This is a genomic window from Pseudomonas paraversuta (genome assembly GCF_904063065.1).
GTDB lineage: Bacteria > Pseudomonadota > Gammaproteobacteria > Pseudomonadales > Pseudomonadaceae > Aquipseudomonas > Aquipseudomonas paraversuta.
Genome location: NZ_CAJFCL010000005.1, coordinates 202634 through 219820 on the forward strand (window position 1 = coordinate 202634; position 17187 = coordinate 219820).

The following is a 17187-nucleotide window of genomic DNA, read 5'->3' on the forward strand; positions in this document are numbered from 1 at the left end:
TTGCGCGCGGGTTGTGCTCTGGGTGTGTTCTAGATCTTGCCGAGTAACAGCAAAATCAACAGTACAACCAGAACCACGCCGATGATGCCTGACGGCCCGTAGCCCCAGCTTTTCGAGTGCGGGAATACAGGCAATCCGCCTACTAACAGCAGAATCAGGATGATGAGTAGAATTGTGGTCATGATCATTTCCTTATTGATGTTTTCTGCCAATTTGCAGGTTCTTCAGGGCACTGTTTGACGAACGAGGATAGGCAGTGCTTATAAAGTCCGACTGGTGATGCCGGCGGAAAATTCAACTTTTATTAATCCCCACCCAAACCCCTCCAGCCTTGATCGGCCACGGGCTGACGCGTAGGGTTGCGCGCTGCGCATTTGGAGAGTTCTCGCATGCTTAACTACGTTTGGTTTTTTTTCGCGGCCTTGTTTGAGATTGCTGGCTGCTATGGGTTCTGGATGTGGTTGCGCCAGGGCAAGAGTGCCTGGTGGGTGGTGCCGGCAGTTCTGAGCCTGGTGGTGTTTGCCCTGCTCTTGACCAAGGTCGAGGCGGTCTATGCCGGGCGGGCCTATGCGGCCTATGGCGGGATCTACATCGTGACGTCCATTGCCTGGCTGGCAGTGGTGGAGCGCATTCGGCCGCTGGGTTCAGACTGGCTGGGGCTAGGGCTGTGTGTAATAGGCGCGACCATTATTTTGTTGGGGCCGCGCTTCTCCAGTCCTTGATCAGGGGGGCAGTTGTGCTTAATCAAAGAACTCTTTTGGCACGGCATGCTTGGGCATCAGCTGACACTGCTGGCTCTCAAGGTCAAAGAAGATAACGGCCTGGCCTTTGCTCAGGGCATGGCGGACTCGCAGCACACGTGTTTCCTGCGGCGTGTCATCACCATTGTCGGTTCCTTCACGGCTGACGAAGTCTTCAATCAGACGGGTGAGGGTGTCAGGTTCAAGCTGGTCGTATGGAATAAGCATGGGGCAGTCTCGTAAACAGTGCGCGCGATGCTACTGGCCGCAAGCCTGTGCGGCCAGCACATTTGCAGGTATTAGCGTTGCTGGATGCCCTTGCCTGTAAGGCGGTTGCGGTCATGGGGGCGGGTGAAGTCCAGCGCCGGGCCTTTCGGGATAATACCTGTGGGATTGATTGTGCGGTGACTGGCGTAATAGTGTCCCTTGATGTGGGTGAAATCCACGGTTTGCGCAATGCCAGGCCACTGGTATAGCTCACGCAGCCAGTTGGACAAATTCGGATAATCGGCAATACGTCGTTCATTGCACTTGAAGTGGCTGTAATACACCGCATCAAATCGAATCAGTGAGGTAAACAGGCGTACGTCTGCCTCAGTTAAATACTCACCGGCCAGATAGCGATGGTCTGTCAGATGGGTTTCCAGGTGTTCGAGCTCGCGGAAAATCTCATCGAATGCCTGTTCGTAAGCCGATTGGGAAGTGGCAAATCCGGCCCGGTATACGCCGTTGTTTATGGCCGGGTAAATCCTTTCATTCCAGTTATCGACCTGGGTGGCCAGCGACGGCGGATATAAGTCCAGAGGGTTGCCCGTCAGGTCGTCAAATGCAGTGTTAAACATGCGAATGATGTCGGCCGATTCGTTGCTGACGATACATTGTTGCTGTTTGTCCCAGAGCAAGGGGACGGTGACGCGGCCGGTGTAATCGGGTGTGTCCAGAATGTAGCGCTGATACAAAAAATCCAGGTGGTCGAGAGCGTCACCACTGGAGCCAAATGCCTTGTCAAAGGTCCAGCCGTTTTCCAGCATCAACCAGCTGACCACTGACACGTCTATCAGCGACTCCAGGCCTTTGAGTTGGCGGGTGATCAGGGTGCGGTGGGCCCAGGGGCAGGCCAGAGAGACGTACAGGTGGTAGCGGCCCGCCTGGGCCGCAAAGCCACCGTTGCCCGTCGGGCCAGGCGAGCCGTCCCGGGTCACCCAGTTGCGGCGCTGGGCCTGCTCGCGCTGAAACGCCCCGTCCTTGCTGCTTTCGTACCACTGGTCATGCCAGTGCCCTTCGATCAACAGGCCCATGTGAGGCTCCTTGGCTATTTTGCATTGGAGTTCAGTCTAAAGGGCTGAGTTCGAACAAAAAGCGCAAAACATGGGCGCCAAGTATCGATTAAATCGATTTGTTGCGGTTGTCCCAGTAGCGCTGAGCCAGTTCGAAGGCTTGCTCGCGGGGCGTACCCAGCCCGCGCAAGGCCAGGGCCATGGTCGATAGCAACGCCAGCTGCGGATAGCTGTCCTCGACCTCTCCACGCCATAACGCCTTGAGGTGTTGTGGCTCCAGGGTTGCCGGTTTGACGTGGCGCTGCGTAGACAACGCCGGCCATTCTTCGTCCCAGCTCACACCTTGGGTGGTGCCGTACAGGTGGCTCAGGCTGTCAGGGTTGACTTCGATTTCGCCGCCATCGCCCTTGACCACGATGCTGGTGTCTCCCAGCAAGCCGCTGGCGTCGCGATGCACACTTTGATAGCCCGGATGGAAAATGCTCTGCAGGCCGCAACGTGCACCCAGGGGGTTGAGAATGCGTGCCAGCGAGTGAATTGGCGAGCGCAAGCCCAGGGTATTGCGCAGATCGATCATGCGTTGCAACTGTGGCGCCCAGTCCTGCAGCGGCATAAATGCCAGATTGCCCTGGTCCAGGGCGACTTCAACGCTTTGCCAGTTGCGACACAGTGGTATGGCCAGTTCATCCAGCAGCTGTTCGCTGTATAGACGGCCTGCCGTATGGGCGCCGCCGCCATGCATAAAGATGCGTATGCCGTTTTGCGACAGGCATTTGGCTGCCAGCAAATACCAGGGTAAATGGCGTTTCTTGCCCGCATACGTTGGCCAGTCAAGATCGACGTGGATCCCGGGGGCTGTCAGGCGCTCGCGCACCGCTTCGGTGAAACCGGCCAGTTCTTCAGGGCTTTCTTCCTTGTGCCGCAGCAACATCAGGAAGGCGCCCAGTTGCGTGTCCTCGGCCTTCTCATCCAGCAGCATGCCCATCGCTTCGCGGGCTTCTTCGCGGGTCAGGTTGCGGGCGCCGCGCTTGCCTTTACCCAGAATCCGGACAAATTGTGCAAAAGGGTGCTCGGCGGGTGTTTCCAGGGTCAGCGGTGCAGGGATGTTCATAGACAATTGGTCGGCTTTGGCAGGCCCGCCAGCTTGGCGGCGAGTTTGGCAGGAGTGCCATTGAACAGGCGATTGAGATGCAGGCTGTTGCCTTTATCTGTCCCCAGCTTGAGTGCAGTGTATTTGATCAGCGGCCGGGTAGCGGGAGACAGCTGGAACTCCTGATAAAAGTCGCGCAGCAGTTGAAGAATTTCCCAGTGCTCGGGGCTGAGCTCAATACCCGCCTGTGCGGCCAGTGCCTGAGCGACGTCTGCCGACCAATCGTTGAGGTCGAGCAGATAACCGTCTTTATCCAGCGGGATGTTTTTACCATCGAGGGTGAGCACATTCATAGCCAGCTGTTGACCTTGTCATACTGAATAGACAGATCGACGAAGGCCGGGTAGTCAATCGCTACCGCCCACTGCGGGCACTCGATATTGCGTGCCTGCAGATCTTCTTCGAGGGCAAAGACAGTCTTGTCTTCAAGTGTGCTGCTCTGCTGCTGCAGGGCATAGACCGCATCGCCACAGAGTAGCAAGGCATCACCGCGCCCCAGAATGCGTAAGCAGCTATCCAGGCGCGTGTCTGAAAAGGGCGAGTGACTCAGAACGTGTAAGGTCGACATCAGAGAGTTATCACTTGGTCATAACGGTCAATAAGTGTGCGTATGTCTTCTGCCGACAGCGGCTCGACGTCATCAACTGCAAGCCCGGCAGGCGAGATGCCGCGTACGGACAAACTGTGGCCGCAAGCGAACAGGTCCTCAACGCCGAACAGGGACAAAGCTTGCAGATTGGCCGTCAGGTTTTTTTGCTGGACGGCGGCGGCTTTCTGCTCGGGTACAAGCTGAAATACACCGTCATCCATAAACAGCAGACCGATCGGCAAATCGAACGCACCGCCTGCCAGCACGATATCCAGTGCTTCTTTCGCGTTGATGCCGGACCAGGGAGACTGACGGCTAATAATCAAAAGCGACTTAGGCATCTCAAGGCCCTCCGAAGCAGATCAGTCGATCGGCCGATTGAATTGCATCATGCAACTGTCCCAGACCAGACAATTCCCACGGCGCTTGCAAATTGACCGCCGGGCGTTGATATCGCGCAGCTTCGTCGTTATTCAGCACACCGCGGCGCAAGGCTGCTGCAATACACACCACGCCATCGAGTTGATTGTTGCTGACGAAGGTTGACCATTGCTGCGCGAGGTCTTGTTCATCTTGAGGTGTCACGATATTGCTCGAAGCGCTGTGGACGCCGTCCTGATAGAAAAACAACCGGACAATCTCGTGGCCGCCCGCCAATGCCGCCTCGGCAAAGCGCAGGGCTCGGCGAGAGGAGGGCGCATGGGCTGCTGAATAAAGGGCAATGGCAAATTTCATGGTGGGCTCTGTCGGCAAATCTGACGCAATGATAAAGCCAGACGCCTAAAGATGCTTGCTACAGGCAATAAAAAGCCCGCCGAAGCGGGCTTTTGTACAGCGGTCGTCAATCAGTCGTCGCGGCTCATGATGCCGAAGATTTGCAGCAGGCTGATGAACAGGTTGTAGATCGATACATACAGGCTAATGGTCGCCATGATGTAGTTACGCTCGCCGCCCTGAATGATGGCGCTGGTCTGGAACAGAATGCAGACCGAAGAAAACAGCACGAAACCGGCGCTGATAGCCAGTTGCAGGCCGCTGATCTGGAAGAAGAAGCTCGCCAGCGTTGCGCCCAGCAGAACAAAGAAGCCTGCAGTGATGAAACCACCCAGGAAGCTCATGTCCTTGCGAGTAATCAGCACATAGGCCGACAGACCGCCGAAAACCAGAGCCGTCATGGCGAATGCGGAGCTAACGACCTCAGCGCCGCCCTGCATGCCCAGGTAGCGGTTGAGAATCGGGCCCAGCAGGAAGCCCATAAAGCCGGTCAGGGCAAAAGCAGACACGAGGCCCCATGCCGAGTCACGCAGCTTGTTGGTCAAGAAAAACAGGCCGTAAAAGCCGATCAGGACCACGAAAATGTTTGGGTAACCGACACGCATCTGCTGAGATACGTAGGCCATTACACCGCTGAAAGCCAGTGTCAGGGCCAGTAAACCGTAAGTGTTGCGCAGGACACGGCTAACCTCTAGCTGTTCGGCCTGCACGTTGCTATTAACTGGGTAATCCTGTTCGCGCATGGCGATACTCCTGTGTCCGGAAATGTTAAGTTGCAAAGATCATAGCAGAGGCTCTGAAACAAGGGATCAAGAGAGTTTGACAACGTGTTTCATTCAGGTATTATGGCGCCCGCAACAACGTTAGGAGGTGTGGCCGAGTGGTTTAAGGCAACGGTCTTGAAAACCGTCGACTGTAACAGGTCCATGAGTTCGAATCCCATCGCCTCCGCCATATTGCTACACCGCAGAGCCCGCCTTTTGGCGGGCTTTGTCGTTTCTGGGGGTTGGGGAAGGCGACTGCTGAAGGGCGGTTTTGGGTGAGGAGTTCCAAAACTTTTTAGCATGTGTTCCATAACCCCGCCCTTTTTTGCTTCAGATTGCTCGCATGTACTTTTTCCTTGGTAGCTGTTCGTCTTCGTCAGGCGTGCGCGCCTGAGGGTAGTAGAGCCACCCTTAGAGGGGGGTATCCAAATCAATTTGCTAGGGGGTATCACTAGGCTGTACCTTATGATGTCGCTTTGCCACCAAAAAAAGAAAACTTTAATCACAGGAAATTAGATTGTGCTTCCAGACGTCGTAAGTTACCAAGAAGAACAAAGGATTTGGTTGGTAAGGGCGTCTGGGGGGAAACATTTTCAAAATTTTCTTAAACATGACGTAGTTGCTATTAGCCACATCGATAAATTAATAGGACTTAGCGCTAGTAAGGAAATTCCTGCGCCTGAGGCTATTAGTGACTTTTTGTATGCTGAAGCGAAGCTGATGGTGACGCTAGCTGCCGAACATGTTGTTGCTTGGCGTCGTGATGAAGATTCAATAAGTGGTGAGCATTGGGATGAAGATGGGCATGAAGATCCAGAAAATAAAATGTCTGCGGCAAATCGTGAATCTCAAGTTAGCAAATTTATAAACGATTTCAAAATCGGCGATTTGATTGTAACTATTAATTCGACTCACATAGCTATTGGGTACTGTGTGTCTGATGTGTATGTTGATGAAACTGTTTTAGTAAATCGTATTTACCGAGATAGGAAGGAACCCAAGATAGAGCTTCTTGAATATAAGCTTAGGAGGAATGTCTCGTGGGGAGATCCCATTCCAAGAGACCTAGTAAGCTTATCTTTACGAAAGCCGCTTCTTGCTAGAAATACAGTATCCAGTCTTGATGAGCATTGGGATAAGGTGTATACGCTGGCTTATCCTATTTTTGTTAGAGATGGTATGGTGTATTTCTCTAACAGAATTAATCGGCAGGGGCCAATAGGCACCCGAAGTATGTGTGTGGTACTTGACTCAATTGTTTGTGCTCAGTTGGTTGCAGATGCCATTTTTACAGGGTTGAATCCAGATGTTGCACTCTCCGATTTGCTGAGTAGTGATTGTTATGATTCTGACTTTGAAGAGAGGTTGATGTCTCAGGCTGAGGTGATGTCGCCTGGATATTTGCATCATAAAATAAGATGTCTGGCTGGTGTTAGTTCAGAGCGATATGCTGCTATGCTAATGCTTTTGATGTCGATTGGACTGTCAGGTTGTGAAGCTGACACGCAAAACTTAAAAGTGAGAGCGGCGAATCTGATCTCGTCTTTTCAGCAAGATGATATGTCTAAGGAGCGAAGTGCTGTTGTTGTTGGAGCCTTAGAGAGCGATGAGATGTTGCAAGATTTTCAGACGATAATGAAAAACAAAGGTGTTGCTAAAGTTGCAAGCAATCTTCGAATGGCTCCAGGCAACGCGGTTGGTGCGCTACCTCCGAAAAAACCTGCTGTAAAGAGCAAAGCTGGCGGGGGGCGCGTTAGTCCTCCTAGCGCTCCTGAGAGCGTTAGCGCTCAGGCAGTACAGTTTAAATTGAACCTGGAGTAGGAGGTAGCTGATGAGGAATGGATTGTTAGAATTTTTAGGTGGGACATTTTTGTTTACTGCCATCACCTACGCTACAGGTAAAGGGTATTATAATAGTTATTTTCGGCGGATAAATGTTGAGCCTTCTTTGATTGATCTGACCATTGATCAAATATTCTTTGAGGGCGGTCGACAATTGGTTGCGATATTCACTGAGTATCTTCTCCCGGTTTTTTTGTTGGTTGGTTTTTATTTGGTTCTGTCACTGTGCGCTTCTTTGTTTGTTCGAAAAAAAGCAGATAAATATGCAGAGGATATATTGGGTAAATGCTCTCAATTCAAAGGGCTTTTACTTATGGTTTTTTTTGTATGGTTTTCAAATTTTGCATTTAATTCTGCGATGAAAAGCGGGGAGGAGATAGGTGCGAAAAGTAAATGTTTGGTGGTGACGGTTTACAGTAATGAAGGCAAAAACAAACAGACTGGCTGCCTTGTATATAAGACTGTCGATAATATTTGGGTAAAATACCCAACGAAAAATGGTTTCAATGTTTCGATATTTCCTCGTGATAACTTTTATCGTGTTGATGCAGTTGTGAAGTGACTTTTTCCCTATGGGTCGTAAATCTTCTCGGGAAAAGATTTAAATGACATTGAGGGTTATACCTTTTGTGAGTGCAGCTCTGGCTGTGAGCGGGTTCGGTTTGGTGTGTATTACTTAGATGGCTGTGCAATCGCACCAATTCTTCGATAAACCCTTTCAGTTATATCTCCCTTCGTATGCCCCAGCAATATGCTAGCTTCAGCAATGTCCTCAATTTCCGAAGCTGCCTTTGGTCTGATATCTCTAAACTGGAATTCAGCAATACGCTTGGCAAGTGCTACATCGCCATCGTTTGTGGCTTTTAATCGCGCCGATTTCCGTGCCTCATCCCAACGCTTACGCAACATAGTCGCGGTCATACGCCGGCCTGTTTTACTTACAATCAAGTAGCTTGTAACTAGTTTGGAGTTGCGCTCGGCAATCTGGTGGAGCAACTTGCCAAGGCTGTTAGCTTCCCCGTCAGAGTTCACGCGAATTCTGAGGCGCTTTCCGGTCTTGTTCTGCTGGACCAGCAAATACCCACCCTCTACATCGTCTTTACGCATCATCAGCACGTCAGCAGGGCGCTGGCCTGTCAGATACGCCAGATCCATAGCGTCTTTGAGCTCCTGGGGCGCTTTGCTGTACACAGCGGCCCACACCACATCGTTGGCGTAGTAGTCGCGCGGCTTTTCGCGGTTCTTGCGCACGCCCTGGCATGGATTATCTTTTGTGGTGATGCCCCACTCTCTGGCCATGTTGAATACATGAGACAGAGTGGCGATCTCGCGGTTGGCCCGAACTGGACTGCCCCTTGTTTGTTTTGTGCGCGAAGCTCTGCCTGGCGCTGCAGTCGTCGATGAGCAAGATCTTATCGCGCTAATCGACTTCAAAACTGGCATAACTGTTAACAGTTTGGGTGAGGAATCACCGGCCATATTGGCAGTGATTTTAATCATCAGGTTGACTTGCTCTTAGCCCTACTACTTCAGGGTGAGATTGAGCTCTGTATGCAAGGCGAGTTCTGGCCTGACGAGCCCTAGCGGTCGAGTGGGGTACCCTTACCGTCATCGCATCGTCTTATTGATTAACCCTAAAATCGAGGGTAATTTATGGTGTTAGAGTGCTAGGGTCATCTTTTGCAATTGAGTATTTGTTTTTGTATAAGGAGGTTTTTTGGAGTTGTCATTTTTATCTAGTATTGTTTCTATGGTTGTTGCGTTAGTCACAGTGGCTGTCGCCGTCTATCAATTGCCGCTGAATAGTAAGTCAAAATTAAAGGAGGAGTATCGTTTTGCGAAAGAATTTTTGGTTGATATAGTCGAGAATAAAAAGCTGCATCATCTTGCAGTAGAAAGAGGTTACTATGCGATAGCTGGAACGTCTTCAATAAAAGTGTCTGATCTGATTTATCTTGTGTCGCTGGTTGCGCCTGATAAATGTATAAAGGATTATATTTTGGCTAGGGTTTATGTCGAGTTTGATGAGGTTGTTCAAAAGATAGTATTTAAATCTAGATATAAAAATAGTGGGTATAGGCTTTTTGTTAAGGTCAGTTATAGTGTTTTGTATGTCGTTTTCGGTTCTCTAGCAGTTGCTCCGTATTTGTTTGTGGGGCAGTTAACCTTTTTGCCAGATCTAGGTGTCGTGAAATTGGTGTTTTTATTATTTTTTGGTTTTTTTGCTCTGAGATTCTTGTGGGCTTTCATAAAGATGATAAGGGGCGAGGCGCTGTTAGGTAGACAGCAAAAGCATTTGCCTAGTATTTTTTATGATTGAGCTTAAAGGTTGTATTGCTAGAGCGTTGTTTCTTTAGTAGGGGGTTATTTAATTTGTCGCATGATTATATTATGTTGAGTGGTCACGGTAGCTGCTCTGCCGCGACCTGTTAGATTGATAGCTTGTGGGTTAGCGCTGGGGTATTATTCCTTTTTGTTTAAATGCTTCCATATCGCTGATGAATTCGATTTCCAATATTCTGCATATTCGCCCGGTACTAGGGTAATGGACTGCAATTGCCTCTTGAGTCAAGTTGTTGTACGTCTGTCTTGGCATGTAGACTGCCTGCGTTTGTGCAGTGGTCGCGAACTGTTCAACTCGTTTGGCGCTAAATTCGGATGCGTCATTAAAAAAACCTACTCCTACTTTTGGAGTTTTCATATCCGTAAGCCCCCTAAGTAAACGCTCCCGAGCTGCATAACTTTTTGCTTCGATATAAAGAATTACACTCCCGCTTTTACCGGGGCCTGTATGATAGATCTGAATATCACCTTTCGATCCCGTACCGGTTTCGCAAAAACTTCTAGGGTTAGAGGGTTTTGAAGTGTCGGAAAGTCCAGAGTTTCTGAGGGCATGAACTATTAATGATTGATTAAGTGTTCCTGCAATAGATACGAGGGCATTGTCGATTTTAGTGAGGTATTCTTGGTATGGCTTAAGTAGTTTGTTGTTGAGTGTTGTAAATGAAGTTTTAATTTTACCTGTTTTGTAGTTGTAGTCACTACCTAAGCACTTTTCACTGAAGTCTTTGAGGAAAGAGGAGGTTAGATTGTCAATAATCTCCTTCGCTATTAAGTTGGCCTTCATCAAGTCAGACCCTTTAATAGGTATTCCAAGTTTGGTTTCTGTGATATGTATGATTGTATTGGTGTCTGGATAGATTCCCGCAACTCTGCCGATGAGATTGTGATTTTGAGCCATTGCTTCTTTTATCTTTTTTTTAGTCGTTGCTGGCGTTCGGGATGGAAATAAATTATATATTGTTTCTTGATCAATTAGCCCGTGTGCAGAGTGGCAGTTAATCGATGTTGTTATGATTTTTATATAATCTGCTTTGGGGTTCATTGGGGATTTAAGTTCTTTCTGTTAAAGGGGTTTATGGTCGTTGCTTTGTGTTTTTTTTGCGTATTCTATAAAGTTGTGCAGGGTGAACAACCATTCTGATTGCGTTTCTGTATAGGTTGAGTGAATGGCCGACGGGACTACTAACTGTAAATTTTGAAATTGCATTTCTGTGGTTTGGTGTTCACTGATAGCAGCCTCTAAAGTTACAAGATGCTTTGTAGGTATTTTGTTTGCTTCGCTGAGGACTTGCCTCCACCGGTCTTTACAAGTGGTTTTAGCACCTAGCATAAGTAAGTGTTTTACAGGGGATTCTGGATTTCGGTATGATTCAAAATCTGGGAATATGAAATCCGGTTTGGAATTGTTTTCTGTAGTGAGTCCCTTGCCGCCACCTTGTTCAAAACGCAAACCATGTATTGTGAATATCTCCTTGAGATAGATTTCAAAAGCATGGCCCACACGAGACTTTCTGCGATTTTGTACGCTCAGCGAAAAGCTGATAAAACCGTCAACATCAGCACCATCATGTCCAAAGCCCTGGCGGAGCCTGTCCTGAACCAGGTGGCGCTCGTAAATCCTGAACAGTTTTTCCTCGTGATCCATCCAGTTAAGGATGGCCTGATCCGGATCTGCACGTGGGTCTACTTTTTGCTCAATGGATTCACGGGCAAATTTAGAGAATAAGGTCGTCGTCGGGAATTTTTCGCCTCCAAACAGTTCTATAAGGCGTTCAAGCCACGCACCGTCACCTGTCTCTGAATGACCCGTCTCGATACCGAGGTCTTCGAGCATCAGCCTCAGCGGGAGAAACAAGCGTAGAGTCTCAACGCTGCCTGCTTTAAATCGCTCGTCGACATTGTCCAGTGCAAAGAGAACACGGAGCTGTCGTTCTATGGTACTTCCGGCTGGTGTGAAAACCATCAGCAGCGAATCGTCGCGCAATTTAGCGACTAGAAGAAAGTCGCCTTCGGCAAGCAATTCAGTGACGGCATTTGTATTGTAATAGAGCCTGTATTCAGGACTGCGTTGAGGCTGCTTTCGACGACAGTCATACCACGTAACTTCAGCCTCTACGGTCTCTGGCGCAACTGATTCGTCAGTAATGTAAATTTGCTTTGTTTTGAACCGGTACTCCTGATCTTTAGACGGAGTACCCAAATACTGTTTAAATCCGGCTGCAGGGAGTCCGCCAATCTCATGCTGATTAGATCGTTCAGAATCAGCGTCTACGGCGCTCAAATATTTTGCCCCTACACCTTCGAAGTAGTCACTGATACGGTCTGAGAACATGCTGAATCCAAATGGGTTTCGTCTATCTGGGCTAACTCTGAACCTTTTAGCAGCCAGTAAACAATTTGGTCAATCAACAATGGCGTTCTTTGTTTTTTCATGGACCGTACAGCGCATTCCCAAATGGTTAGCACCCGCCAGTTGAGAGTCCTTAAAGCAGCAATCTGCTGTTCATCTCGAACCTGGTTCTTGCCGATCTTTTCCAACCAGAAATCCTGGCAGGTTTGGGGTACTTTGAAATAGCGGCAACGGTGGCCGTGCCAAAAGCAGCCGTGAATGAAGACTGCAGCTTTATACTTTGGCAGCACCAGATCTGGCGTTCCCGGGAGATTTTTAGCGTGCACACGAAAACGAAAGCCTCTTGCATGCAGGGCTTTGCGGATCAAGAGTTCGGGTGAGGTGTTTTTGCTCCGTATGTTAGACATCATCCGGGAGCGGGTTTTTACATCGACAACATCAATCACGGCGTCCTCCGCATCGGGGCTCTGATGGCCCCGACGCTGGCGTGGAGAACGTCGGGGGGCGCTTACTGTTTAGGGGTTGCGGTTATGGCTTTCGCCGCCAAAATCCGGTCCTTCATCAGTCGCGCTACTGCTTCGAATACAGGAACTGCAACTGAGTTACCGAACTGACGATACGCTTGCGTGTCCGAAACCGGAATCACGAATTTGCTTTCGCCCGGCTTATCAAAGCCCATCAAGCGGGAGCATTCGTGAGGCGTAAGTCTGCGGGGGCGATTCAGCTGATTGAGCTCGCTATTGAAATCAAGCTTCTCTGAGAAGCCGCGGTCAACCAAAATCTCTGAACCGTCTTTGTGGTATCTGGCCGAAAGGGTGCGGGCGACATCGTTAGGCCCTGTCAAACCAAACCCGAAGCCGTTGCCTTTCTGACGGTGTTTCTCGGCATATCTGTAAAGGTAATCCCAAAGCTTCGGCGTGAGGATGTACTTGCTGTCCACTTCCTCCTTCGGCTCCAGAATGTCGCCAAAGGTTGGCCGCTGTTTGGGTATCAGCTTGTCGATATCACGCAATGTGAAGCCGTCATGGATACCCAGGTCGCGGCGGAAGCCTACCAGTACGATACGTTCCCGATGCTGCGGCACGAAGTTCTTGGCGTCGATCACCTTTGGATCTGAACCCTTTGGCGCGTTGACGTCTGCGACTTCATAACCGAGCTCATCCAGTGCTTCGCAAATGATGCGGAAAGTATTGCCCTTGTCGTGGCTTTTCAGGTTCTTGACGTTCTCCAGCAGGAAGGCTGCCGGGCGCTTGGCTTTGATGATCCTGGCGACGTCAAAAAACAGGGTGCCCTGAGTTTCGCACTCGAATCCATGCTTGCGGCCCAAAGAGTTTTTCTTGGAAACACCTGCCAAGGAGAACGGTTGGCACGGGAAGCCGGCTAACAGGACGTCATGATCAGGAATTTCACGATCGATATTCTGGTAGGCCTGTTCTTCGCTAACTTCGAGCTTGTCGGACAATGTAACTGTGCGGATGTCCTGATTGAAGCGGTGACGCTCCGGGTCGCAGTAGTGGTTTGCCTTGTAGGTGCGGACGGCGAAGGGGTTCCACTCGGATGTGAATACGCACTCACCTCCGATGGCTTCAAACCCCTTCCGGATACCACCGATTCCTGCAAACAGGTCGATAAAGGTGAAAGAGGTCTTTTTTGTAGGCTTGGGTGGAAGCAGGGACTTCAGATGCATGTGCTCTGCGTAGGTAAGACGAGGGGTTGCCTTGCCTTTAACCCAGCGGTTTACCGTCTCCCGGCAGTGAAGGGAGCCTACCTCATTAAGCTTCGAGGCAAGCTGCCCCTGGTCGTAGATCTCGAGTAGCTTGTTTATCAGCTCGAGATCTTCTGCGAGGTACGTTTGAGTGATCGGAAGTCCCAGTTGGGCAGACTCAGGAGCTGCGCTATCAAAATGGTTCATGAGTCCTGTTTTCCTCTGGGTAAAATCTGTGACGTAATGTCACCATTCTAGCCCTGTAGCTTGTGATGTAAAATAATATCTTCCCTTCATGACCAAATCAGTCACTGCAGCGGGCAATACATGACCAAGATGTAGGGTGTGATAGCGTGCTGTATATCCAACCAGTGCGCAAGAGAAGGCGTTCACTTTTTTGGAGCGCATTTTCAAACGGTTGCTTCAGCTGTTCGATGACCGTGGCCGGGTCCAGTGTGTTCGCGAGACTATGTGCGGGATTGATCAGAGCCTCCTCGAGTGGGAGGGCTGCTGTAACACCCTGCGTGCCGATACGAGAAAGCTAGGTATCACCTGGCTTTCTAAAACAGCCTTCATCTGGCTGTGCAGGAGTGGCCTTATGCTCGCTGGATTTGGTGGGCCCTTACCCAGTTATAGCGACACATCAAATAATGGTTCACGCTCTGTTGAGCCGAAGTGAAGCCCACCGAGTGTATCCAGCCGGCGGGAGAACACTGGTGCGGTAACTCACCCTCCGGCAAGGTGTCGCGATTTCTTGTATCGAACCAGCAGTCGAAGAGCGAACATTCAGGTCGGCCAAGATACCTAACGGTGTGAGATAGTCGGATTGCCGGGGCAAAGGCTGTCTACGATCAGCCTGCTGCGAGTCAATCTGCTTTAGATACCCAAGCCCTAATCTGATGCAACAGAGAGTCTCTTGGGTGCTGTCAGCTCCTTGAGAGTCTGATTGCGCCGCCCGCAAGCGCATTGTACATTCCGATAATGTCGAACGTAATATCATGGAGCCATCATGCCGGGACCGCAAGTTGACAAATTGTATGAGCGAATTTCTCAAGCGATGTCTAGATTTTCAAGCTTGGACGCAGCTGTGGAGTCCGTACGCGAGGAGCTGGACACCTTAAGTCCAGGTCTGGCGAAGAGTCTTCAAGCCGAAATTGAGGAGGCGAAGAGGTTGGTAGCCCTTCAGTTCGAGCAAGTCGAGATCCTTCATCGATACTCCGTAATTCGAAAACGTCCGCAATGGTACTTCGGGTCAAAGCCTTCAGATCTCCACTGGCCGGCAGTACGCGGCTATCTCCTCAATGGCGTGGGTTGGCACAAGGATGACGTTGAACTCATAAATGAAGCATCCAATGAAGTTGTCTCTCTGCTGGAGAGTCCCAAGCAGCATCAGTTCTCTTGTCGTGGCCTAGTTCTGGGTTACGTGCAGTCTGGAAAAACCGCGAACATGACAGCTACGATAGCGAAAGCTCTTGATGCTGGCTACAACACAGTGATTGTGCTCGCGGGGCTGACCAACACGCTCAGATATCAGACGCAGTTGAGGTTTTTCGATGATCTGGTTTCCCGCAATCTTCTCAACTGGCAGGTTCTGACGCCGAACAAGCTTGATGGGGATTTTCGAGCTCCGCCACAGGGTGGTTTTCTGTCCCATACCGACAAGGCGCAATTGGCGGTAATCAAAAAGAACGTATCACCACTTGGTGAGCTGAAACTTGCAATAGAGCGGACAATGCCCGCCGTACTCAAGAAACTTCGGGTTCTGGTGATTGATGACGAGTGTGACCAGGCCAGCGTTAACGCGGCCCGGAATGAAATGGATACGACAGTCATCAACGAGCGAATTCGGGAAATCTTGTCCCTGCTTCCTGCTGTTACGTATGTGGGTTATACCGCAACTCCGTTCGCGAATGTTCTCATAGATCCATATAAGCAAGAGGGCCAACAGCTAGACGATCTTTACCCCCGCGACTTCATCACCGCACTGCCTCTTCCTGCACCATACTTTGGTACTGAGAGACTTTTTGGCAAGCCGCCGGTAGATCCTGCGAATGTGCTTCCCGAGGAAGAGGGTCTCGATATGATCCGGGAGGTACCCGCAAATGAAGTGGCGTTGCTTCAACCGCGTAGCATGCGCGAGAGAGACAGTTTTCAGCCCTCGATGACCGATAGTCTCAAAAAAGCCATTCTGTACTTTCTAGCCTGTTGCGCAGCTCGGCATTCCAGAGGGCACTCGAAAAAGCATATGACGATGCTTATTCACACTTCTGCCTATGTAATATCTCACGAGCGGGTATCAGCCTTGGTTGAGGGGTGGGTGGATGTACACCGCAAGGGCCTCGTTGACAGAGGCAGCCCGATCGGACAATTAGTCGAAGCACTCTGGGTCGAGGAGCAAGGCCGGCTTCCTGCCGATATAACCAATGCCAATCCTGTCGGAATCGAGCAAATTTTCGACTATATGCCTGCTGTGCTCAGAGCTCTGGAGTTTCCAATAGAGAACGGTGGTAGCGAGGACAGGATTGATTACACCAAAGGCCCAAAAACGTACATTGTTGTGGGCGGATCAATCCTTGCCCGGGGCCTTACTCTTGAGGGCTTGACCGTTAGCTTTTTTCTCCGTACTGCGGACCAATACGACACGCTTTTACAAATGGGGCGCTGGTTCGGTTTCAGGCCTGGTTACGAAGATCTCCCACGGATTTGGATGCCAGAGCCTCTGAAACTCAGGTTTCGCGAACTGGCTTCTATCGAGCAAGAGATCCGCGATGACATTAAGCAGTACAGACTCTGCGAGTTGACGCCGATGCAGATAGCTGTACGCATTCGTTCTATTCCTGGTATGGCCATCACTGCAGCCAACAAGATGCGGGCCGCTCGCCGGTGCGCTGTAAGCTACTGGGGAACTCATCGGCAAACCTTCCGCTTCGAACATCAGAATATTGCTCAACTTCGCAATAATTGGGGCGCAGCTGCTGAGCTTATCAGCCGCGCAGACGCGCTTCAGCTTCGAGATGAGGACGCTGCGGCGGTTAACAGAAAAGTATGGCGTGAAGTGCCGAAATCGTCGATTCAGCGTTTTCTGGAGACGTATGAGCCGCATGCGACACATGCTGATCTGAACCGCCAGATGCTGTTGCCCTTCATTGCTGGCCCAGACCCAAGGTTGTCAAGCTGGAACCTGGTCATCGTTGAGCCCAAGGCAGGGGACGAGTCGATTGAGGCGCTTGGCAGTGCAGGAAAAGTTGGCATAGTCAAACGTTCCAGGCTTGACGCCACCGGTGATGCTGACATCAAAGCCTTAATGTCAAAGCAGGATATTCTTTTTGACTGTTTGGACATCCCCCCGGGCGACGGAGGCTGGGATCAACTGAAGCAGCTCCGAAGTGACGCGCTCGGCGCGGTGCCTCTCTTGCTGCTCTACGTTATCGACAAGGATTCATCGCCTGCGAATACAGGTTCAACTCTGCGCAAAGCTTTGAATGCTGATCACGATGTGCTGGCGTACGGAATAGTTTTTCCAGGCTTGGTTACTGAAAGTGGCAGCTACGTATCTGTCGAATTGAATTCTCTTTCTGCAGAGGATATCGAGAACATCTCGATGGAAGAGACTTCCCAAGTCGAAGCTGCAGGTGTCAGGTGAGGGTATTTAA

The 17187-nt window shown here is 50.3% G+C and carries 19 protein-coding genes and 1 tRNA gene; 6 read left to right on the forward strand and 14 right to left on the reverse strand.

All coding sequences use genetic code 11. The features are described 5' to 3' along the window. Positions 1–29: 29 nt before the first annotated feature. Entirely contained in the window at positions 30–188 is a 159-nt protein-coding gene (locus JQ845_RS12295) for a DUF3309 family protein (protein WP_177412975.1), read from the reverse strand. A gap of 201 nt (positions 189–389) precedes the next feature. Here JQ845_RS12295 and JQ845_RS12300 point away from each other — a divergent pair, with 201 nt between their 5' ends. Beyond that, a complete protein-coding gene (locus JQ845_RS12300) occupies positions 390–722 on the forward strand; it encodes a YnfA family protein (RefSeq protein WP_003442048.1) in 333 nt (110 codons plus the stop codon). 18 nt (positions 723–740) lie between these two features. Here JQ845_RS12300 and JQ845_RS12305 read toward each other — a convergent pair whose 3' ends face one another. From JQ845_RS12305 to JQ845_RS12340, 8 genes are all read right to left on the reverse strand, one after another. Continuing rightward, on the reverse strand, positions 741–968 hold the full coding sequence (locus JQ845_RS12305) for a YheU family protein (RefSeq protein ID WP_003442050.1): 228 nt from the start codon (positions 966–968) through the stop codon (positions 741–743). A gap of 71 nt (positions 969–1039) precedes the next feature. Further along, positions 1040–2038: a glutathione S-transferase family protein gene (locus tag JQ845_RS12310; RefSeq protein WP_203009034.1), complete on the reverse strand. Its 999-nt coding sequence runs from the start codon at positions 2036–2038 to the stop codon at positions 1040–1042. 88 nt (positions 2039–2126) lie between these two features. After that, a complete protein-coding gene (locus JQ845_RS12315; protein ID WP_203009035.1) occupies positions 2127–3128 on the reverse strand; it encodes a glycosyl transferase family protein in 1002 nt (333 codons plus the stop codon). Further along, positions 3125–3460, reverse strand: a complete 336-nt coding sequence (locus JQ845_RS12320) for a TusE/DsrC/DsvC family sulfur relay protein (protein ID WP_160628072.1) — start codon at positions 3458–3460, stop codon at positions 3125–3127. The genes JQ845_RS12315 and JQ845_RS12320 overlap by 4 nt, the downstream gene beginning before the upstream one ends. Then, the gene (gene tusB, locus JQ845_RS12325) at positions 3457–3735 is read right to left on the reverse strand and encodes a sulfurtransferase complex subunit TusB (protein ID WP_003442058.1); all 279 of its coding nucleotides are present in this window, start codon (positions 3733–3735) and stop codon (positions 3457–3459) included. Before tusB ends, JQ845_RS12320 begins: the two co-directional genes overlap by 4 nt. After that, the gene (gene tusC, locus JQ845_RS12330) at positions 3735–4097 is read right to left on the reverse strand and encodes a sulfurtransferase complex subunit TusC (RefSeq protein WP_010656406.1); all 363 of its coding nucleotides are present in this window, start codon (positions 4095–4097) and stop codon (positions 3735–3737) included. The genes tusB and tusC overlap by 1 nt, the downstream gene beginning before the upstream one ends. A gap of 1 nt (position 4098) precedes the next feature. Then, entirely contained in the window at positions 4099–4491 is a 393-nt protein-coding gene (tusD, locus tag JQ845_RS12335) for a sulfurtransferase complex subunit TusD (protein WP_003442060.1), read from the reverse strand. A gap of 110 nt (positions 4492–4601) precedes the next feature. Next, the gene (locus JQ845_RS12340; RefSeq protein WP_003442061.1) at positions 4602–5273 is read right to left on the reverse strand and encodes a Bax inhibitor-1/YccA family protein; all 672 of its coding nucleotides are present in this window, start codon (positions 5271–5273) and stop codon (positions 4602–4604) included. A gap of 123 nt (positions 5274–5396) precedes the next feature. Here JQ845_RS12340 and JQ845_RS12345 point away from each other — a divergent pair. From JQ845_RS12345 to JQ845_RS12355, 3 genes are all read left to right on the forward strand, one after another. Next, positions 5397–5484, forward strand: a tRNA-Ser gene (locus JQ845_RS12345). Positions 5485–5813: 329 nt separating this feature from the next. Further along, a complete protein-coding gene (locus tag JQ845_RS12350; protein ID WP_203009036.1) occupies positions 5814–7115 on the forward strand; it encodes a hypothetical protein in 1302 nt (433 codons plus the stop codon). Between the two features lie 10 nt (positions 7116–7125). Next, the gene (locus JQ845_RS12355; RefSeq protein ID WP_203009037.1) at positions 7126–7698 is read left to right on the forward strand and encodes a hypothetical protein; all 573 of its coding nucleotides are present in this window, start codon (positions 7126–7128) and stop codon (positions 7696–7698) included. Positions 7699–7808: 110 nt separating this feature from the next. Here the strand turns inward: JQ845_RS12355 and JQ845_RS12360 are convergent, their stop codons facing one another. Beyond that, positions 7809–8636: a tyrosine-type recombinase/integrase gene (locus tag JQ845_RS12360; protein WP_203009038.1), complete on the reverse strand. Its 828-nt coding sequence runs from the start codon at positions 8634–8636 to the stop codon at positions 7809–7811. Positions 8637–8853: 217 nt separating this feature from the next. On the opposite strand from JQ845_RS12360, the gene JQ845_RS12365 reads away from it, so the two are divergent. After that, positions 8854–9456 (forward strand): hypothetical protein, encoded by a 603-nt coding sequence (locus tag JQ845_RS12365; RefSeq protein ID WP_203009039.1) that lies wholly within the window; start codon positions 8854–8856, stop codon positions 9454–9456. Between the two features lie 129 nt (positions 9457–9585). On the opposite strand, the gene JQ845_RS12370 is transcribed toward JQ845_RS12365, so the two are convergent. The 4 genes from JQ845_RS12370 to dcm all read right to left on the reverse strand — a co-directional run bounded on the left by JQ845_RS12370 (position 9586) and on the right by dcm (position 13741). Further along, complete coding sequence (locus tag JQ845_RS12370) at positions 9586–10521, reverse strand: hypothetical protein (RefSeq protein WP_203009040.1); 936 nt, start codon at positions 10519–10521, stop codon at positions 9586–9588. A gap of 21 nt (positions 10522–10542) precedes the next feature. Continuing rightward, entirely contained in the window at positions 10543–11811 is a 1269-nt protein-coding gene (locus tag JQ845_RS12375) for a type II restriction endonuclease (protein ID WP_203009041.1), read from the reverse strand. Next, positions 11772–12275 (reverse strand): very short patch repair endonuclease, encoded by a 504-nt coding sequence (locus JQ845_RS12380; protein ID WP_203009042.1) that lies wholly within the window; start codon positions 12273–12275, stop codon positions 11772–11774. The genes JQ845_RS12375 and JQ845_RS12380 overlap by 40 nt, the downstream gene beginning before the upstream one ends. Before the next feature lie 62 nt (positions 12276–12337). Next, a complete protein-coding gene (dcm, locus tag JQ845_RS12385) occupies positions 12338–13741 on the reverse strand; it encodes a DNA (cytosine-5-)-methyltransferase (RefSeq protein WP_203009043.1) in 1404 nt (467 codons plus the stop codon). A gap of 802 nt (positions 13742–14543) precedes the next feature. Here dcm and JQ845_RS12390 point away from each other — a divergent pair. Continuing rightward, on the forward strand, positions 14544–17177 hold the full coding sequence (locus tag JQ845_RS12390; protein ID WP_203009044.1) for a Z1 domain-containing protein: 2634 nt from the start codon (positions 14544–14546) through the stop codon (positions 17175–17177). The last annotated feature ends 10 nt before the right edge of the window (positions 17178–17187 follow it).

Coding starts and splice junctions, on each gene's coding strand:
- JQ845_RS12295 (WP_177412975.1), bottom strand. CDS start 188: ATGATCATGACCACAATTCTACTCATCATCCTGATTCTGCTGTTAGTA.
- JQ845_RS12300 (WP_003442048.1), top strand. CDS start 390: ATGCTTAACTACGTTTGGTTTTTTTTCGCGGCCTTGTTTGAGATTGCT.
- JQ845_RS12305 (WP_003442050.1), bottom strand. CDS start 968: ATGCTTATTCCATACGACCAGCTTGAACCTGACACCCTCACCCGTCTG.
- JQ845_RS12310 (WP_203009034.1), bottom strand. CDS start 2,038: ATGGGCCTGTTGATCGAAGGGCACTGGCATGACCAGTGGTACGAAAGC.
- JQ845_RS12315 (WP_203009035.1), bottom strand. CDS start 3,128: ATGAACATCCCTGCACCGCTGACCCTGGAAACACCCGCCGAGCACCCT.
- JQ845_RS12320 (WP_160628072.1), bottom strand. CDS start 3,460: ATGAATGTGCTCACCCTCGATGGTAAAAACATCCCGCTGGATAAAGAC.
- tusB (WP_003442058.1), bottom strand. CDS start 3,735: ATGTCGACCTTACACGTTCTGAGTCACTCGCCCTTTTCAGACACGCGC.
- tusC (WP_010656406.1), bottom strand. CDS start 4,097: ATGCCTAAGTCGCTTTTGATTATTAGCCGTCAGTCTCCCTGGTCCGGC.
- tusD (WP_003442060.1), bottom strand. CDS start 4,491: ATGAAATTTGCCATTGCCCTTTATTCAGCAGCCCATGCGCCCTCCTCT.
- JQ845_RS12340 (WP_003442061.1), bottom strand. CDS start 5,273: ATGCGCGAACAGGATTACCCAGTTAATAGCAACGTGCAGGCCGAACAG.
- JQ845_RS12355 (WP_203009037.1), top strand. CDS start 7,126: ATGAGGAATGGATTGTTAGAATTTTTAGGTGGGACATTTTTGTTTACT.
- JQ845_RS12360 (WP_203009038.1), bottom strand. CDS start 8,636: ATGATTAAAATCACTGCCAATATGGCCGGTGATTCCTCACCCAAACTG.
- JQ845_RS12370 (WP_203009040.1), bottom strand. CDS start 10,521: ATGAACCCCAAAGCAGATTATATAAAAATCATAACAACATCGATTAAC.
- JQ845_RS12375 (WP_203009041.1), bottom strand. CDS start 11,811: ATGTTCTCAGACCGTATCAGTGACTACTTCGAAGGTGTAGGGGCAAAA.
- dcm (WP_203009043.1), bottom strand. CDS start 13,741: ATGAACCATTTTGATAGCGCAGCTCCTGAGTCTGCCCAACTGGGACTT.
- JQ845_RS12390 (WP_203009044.1), top strand. CDS start 14,544: ATGCCGGGACCGCAAGTTGACAAATTGTATGAGCGAATTTCTCAAGCG.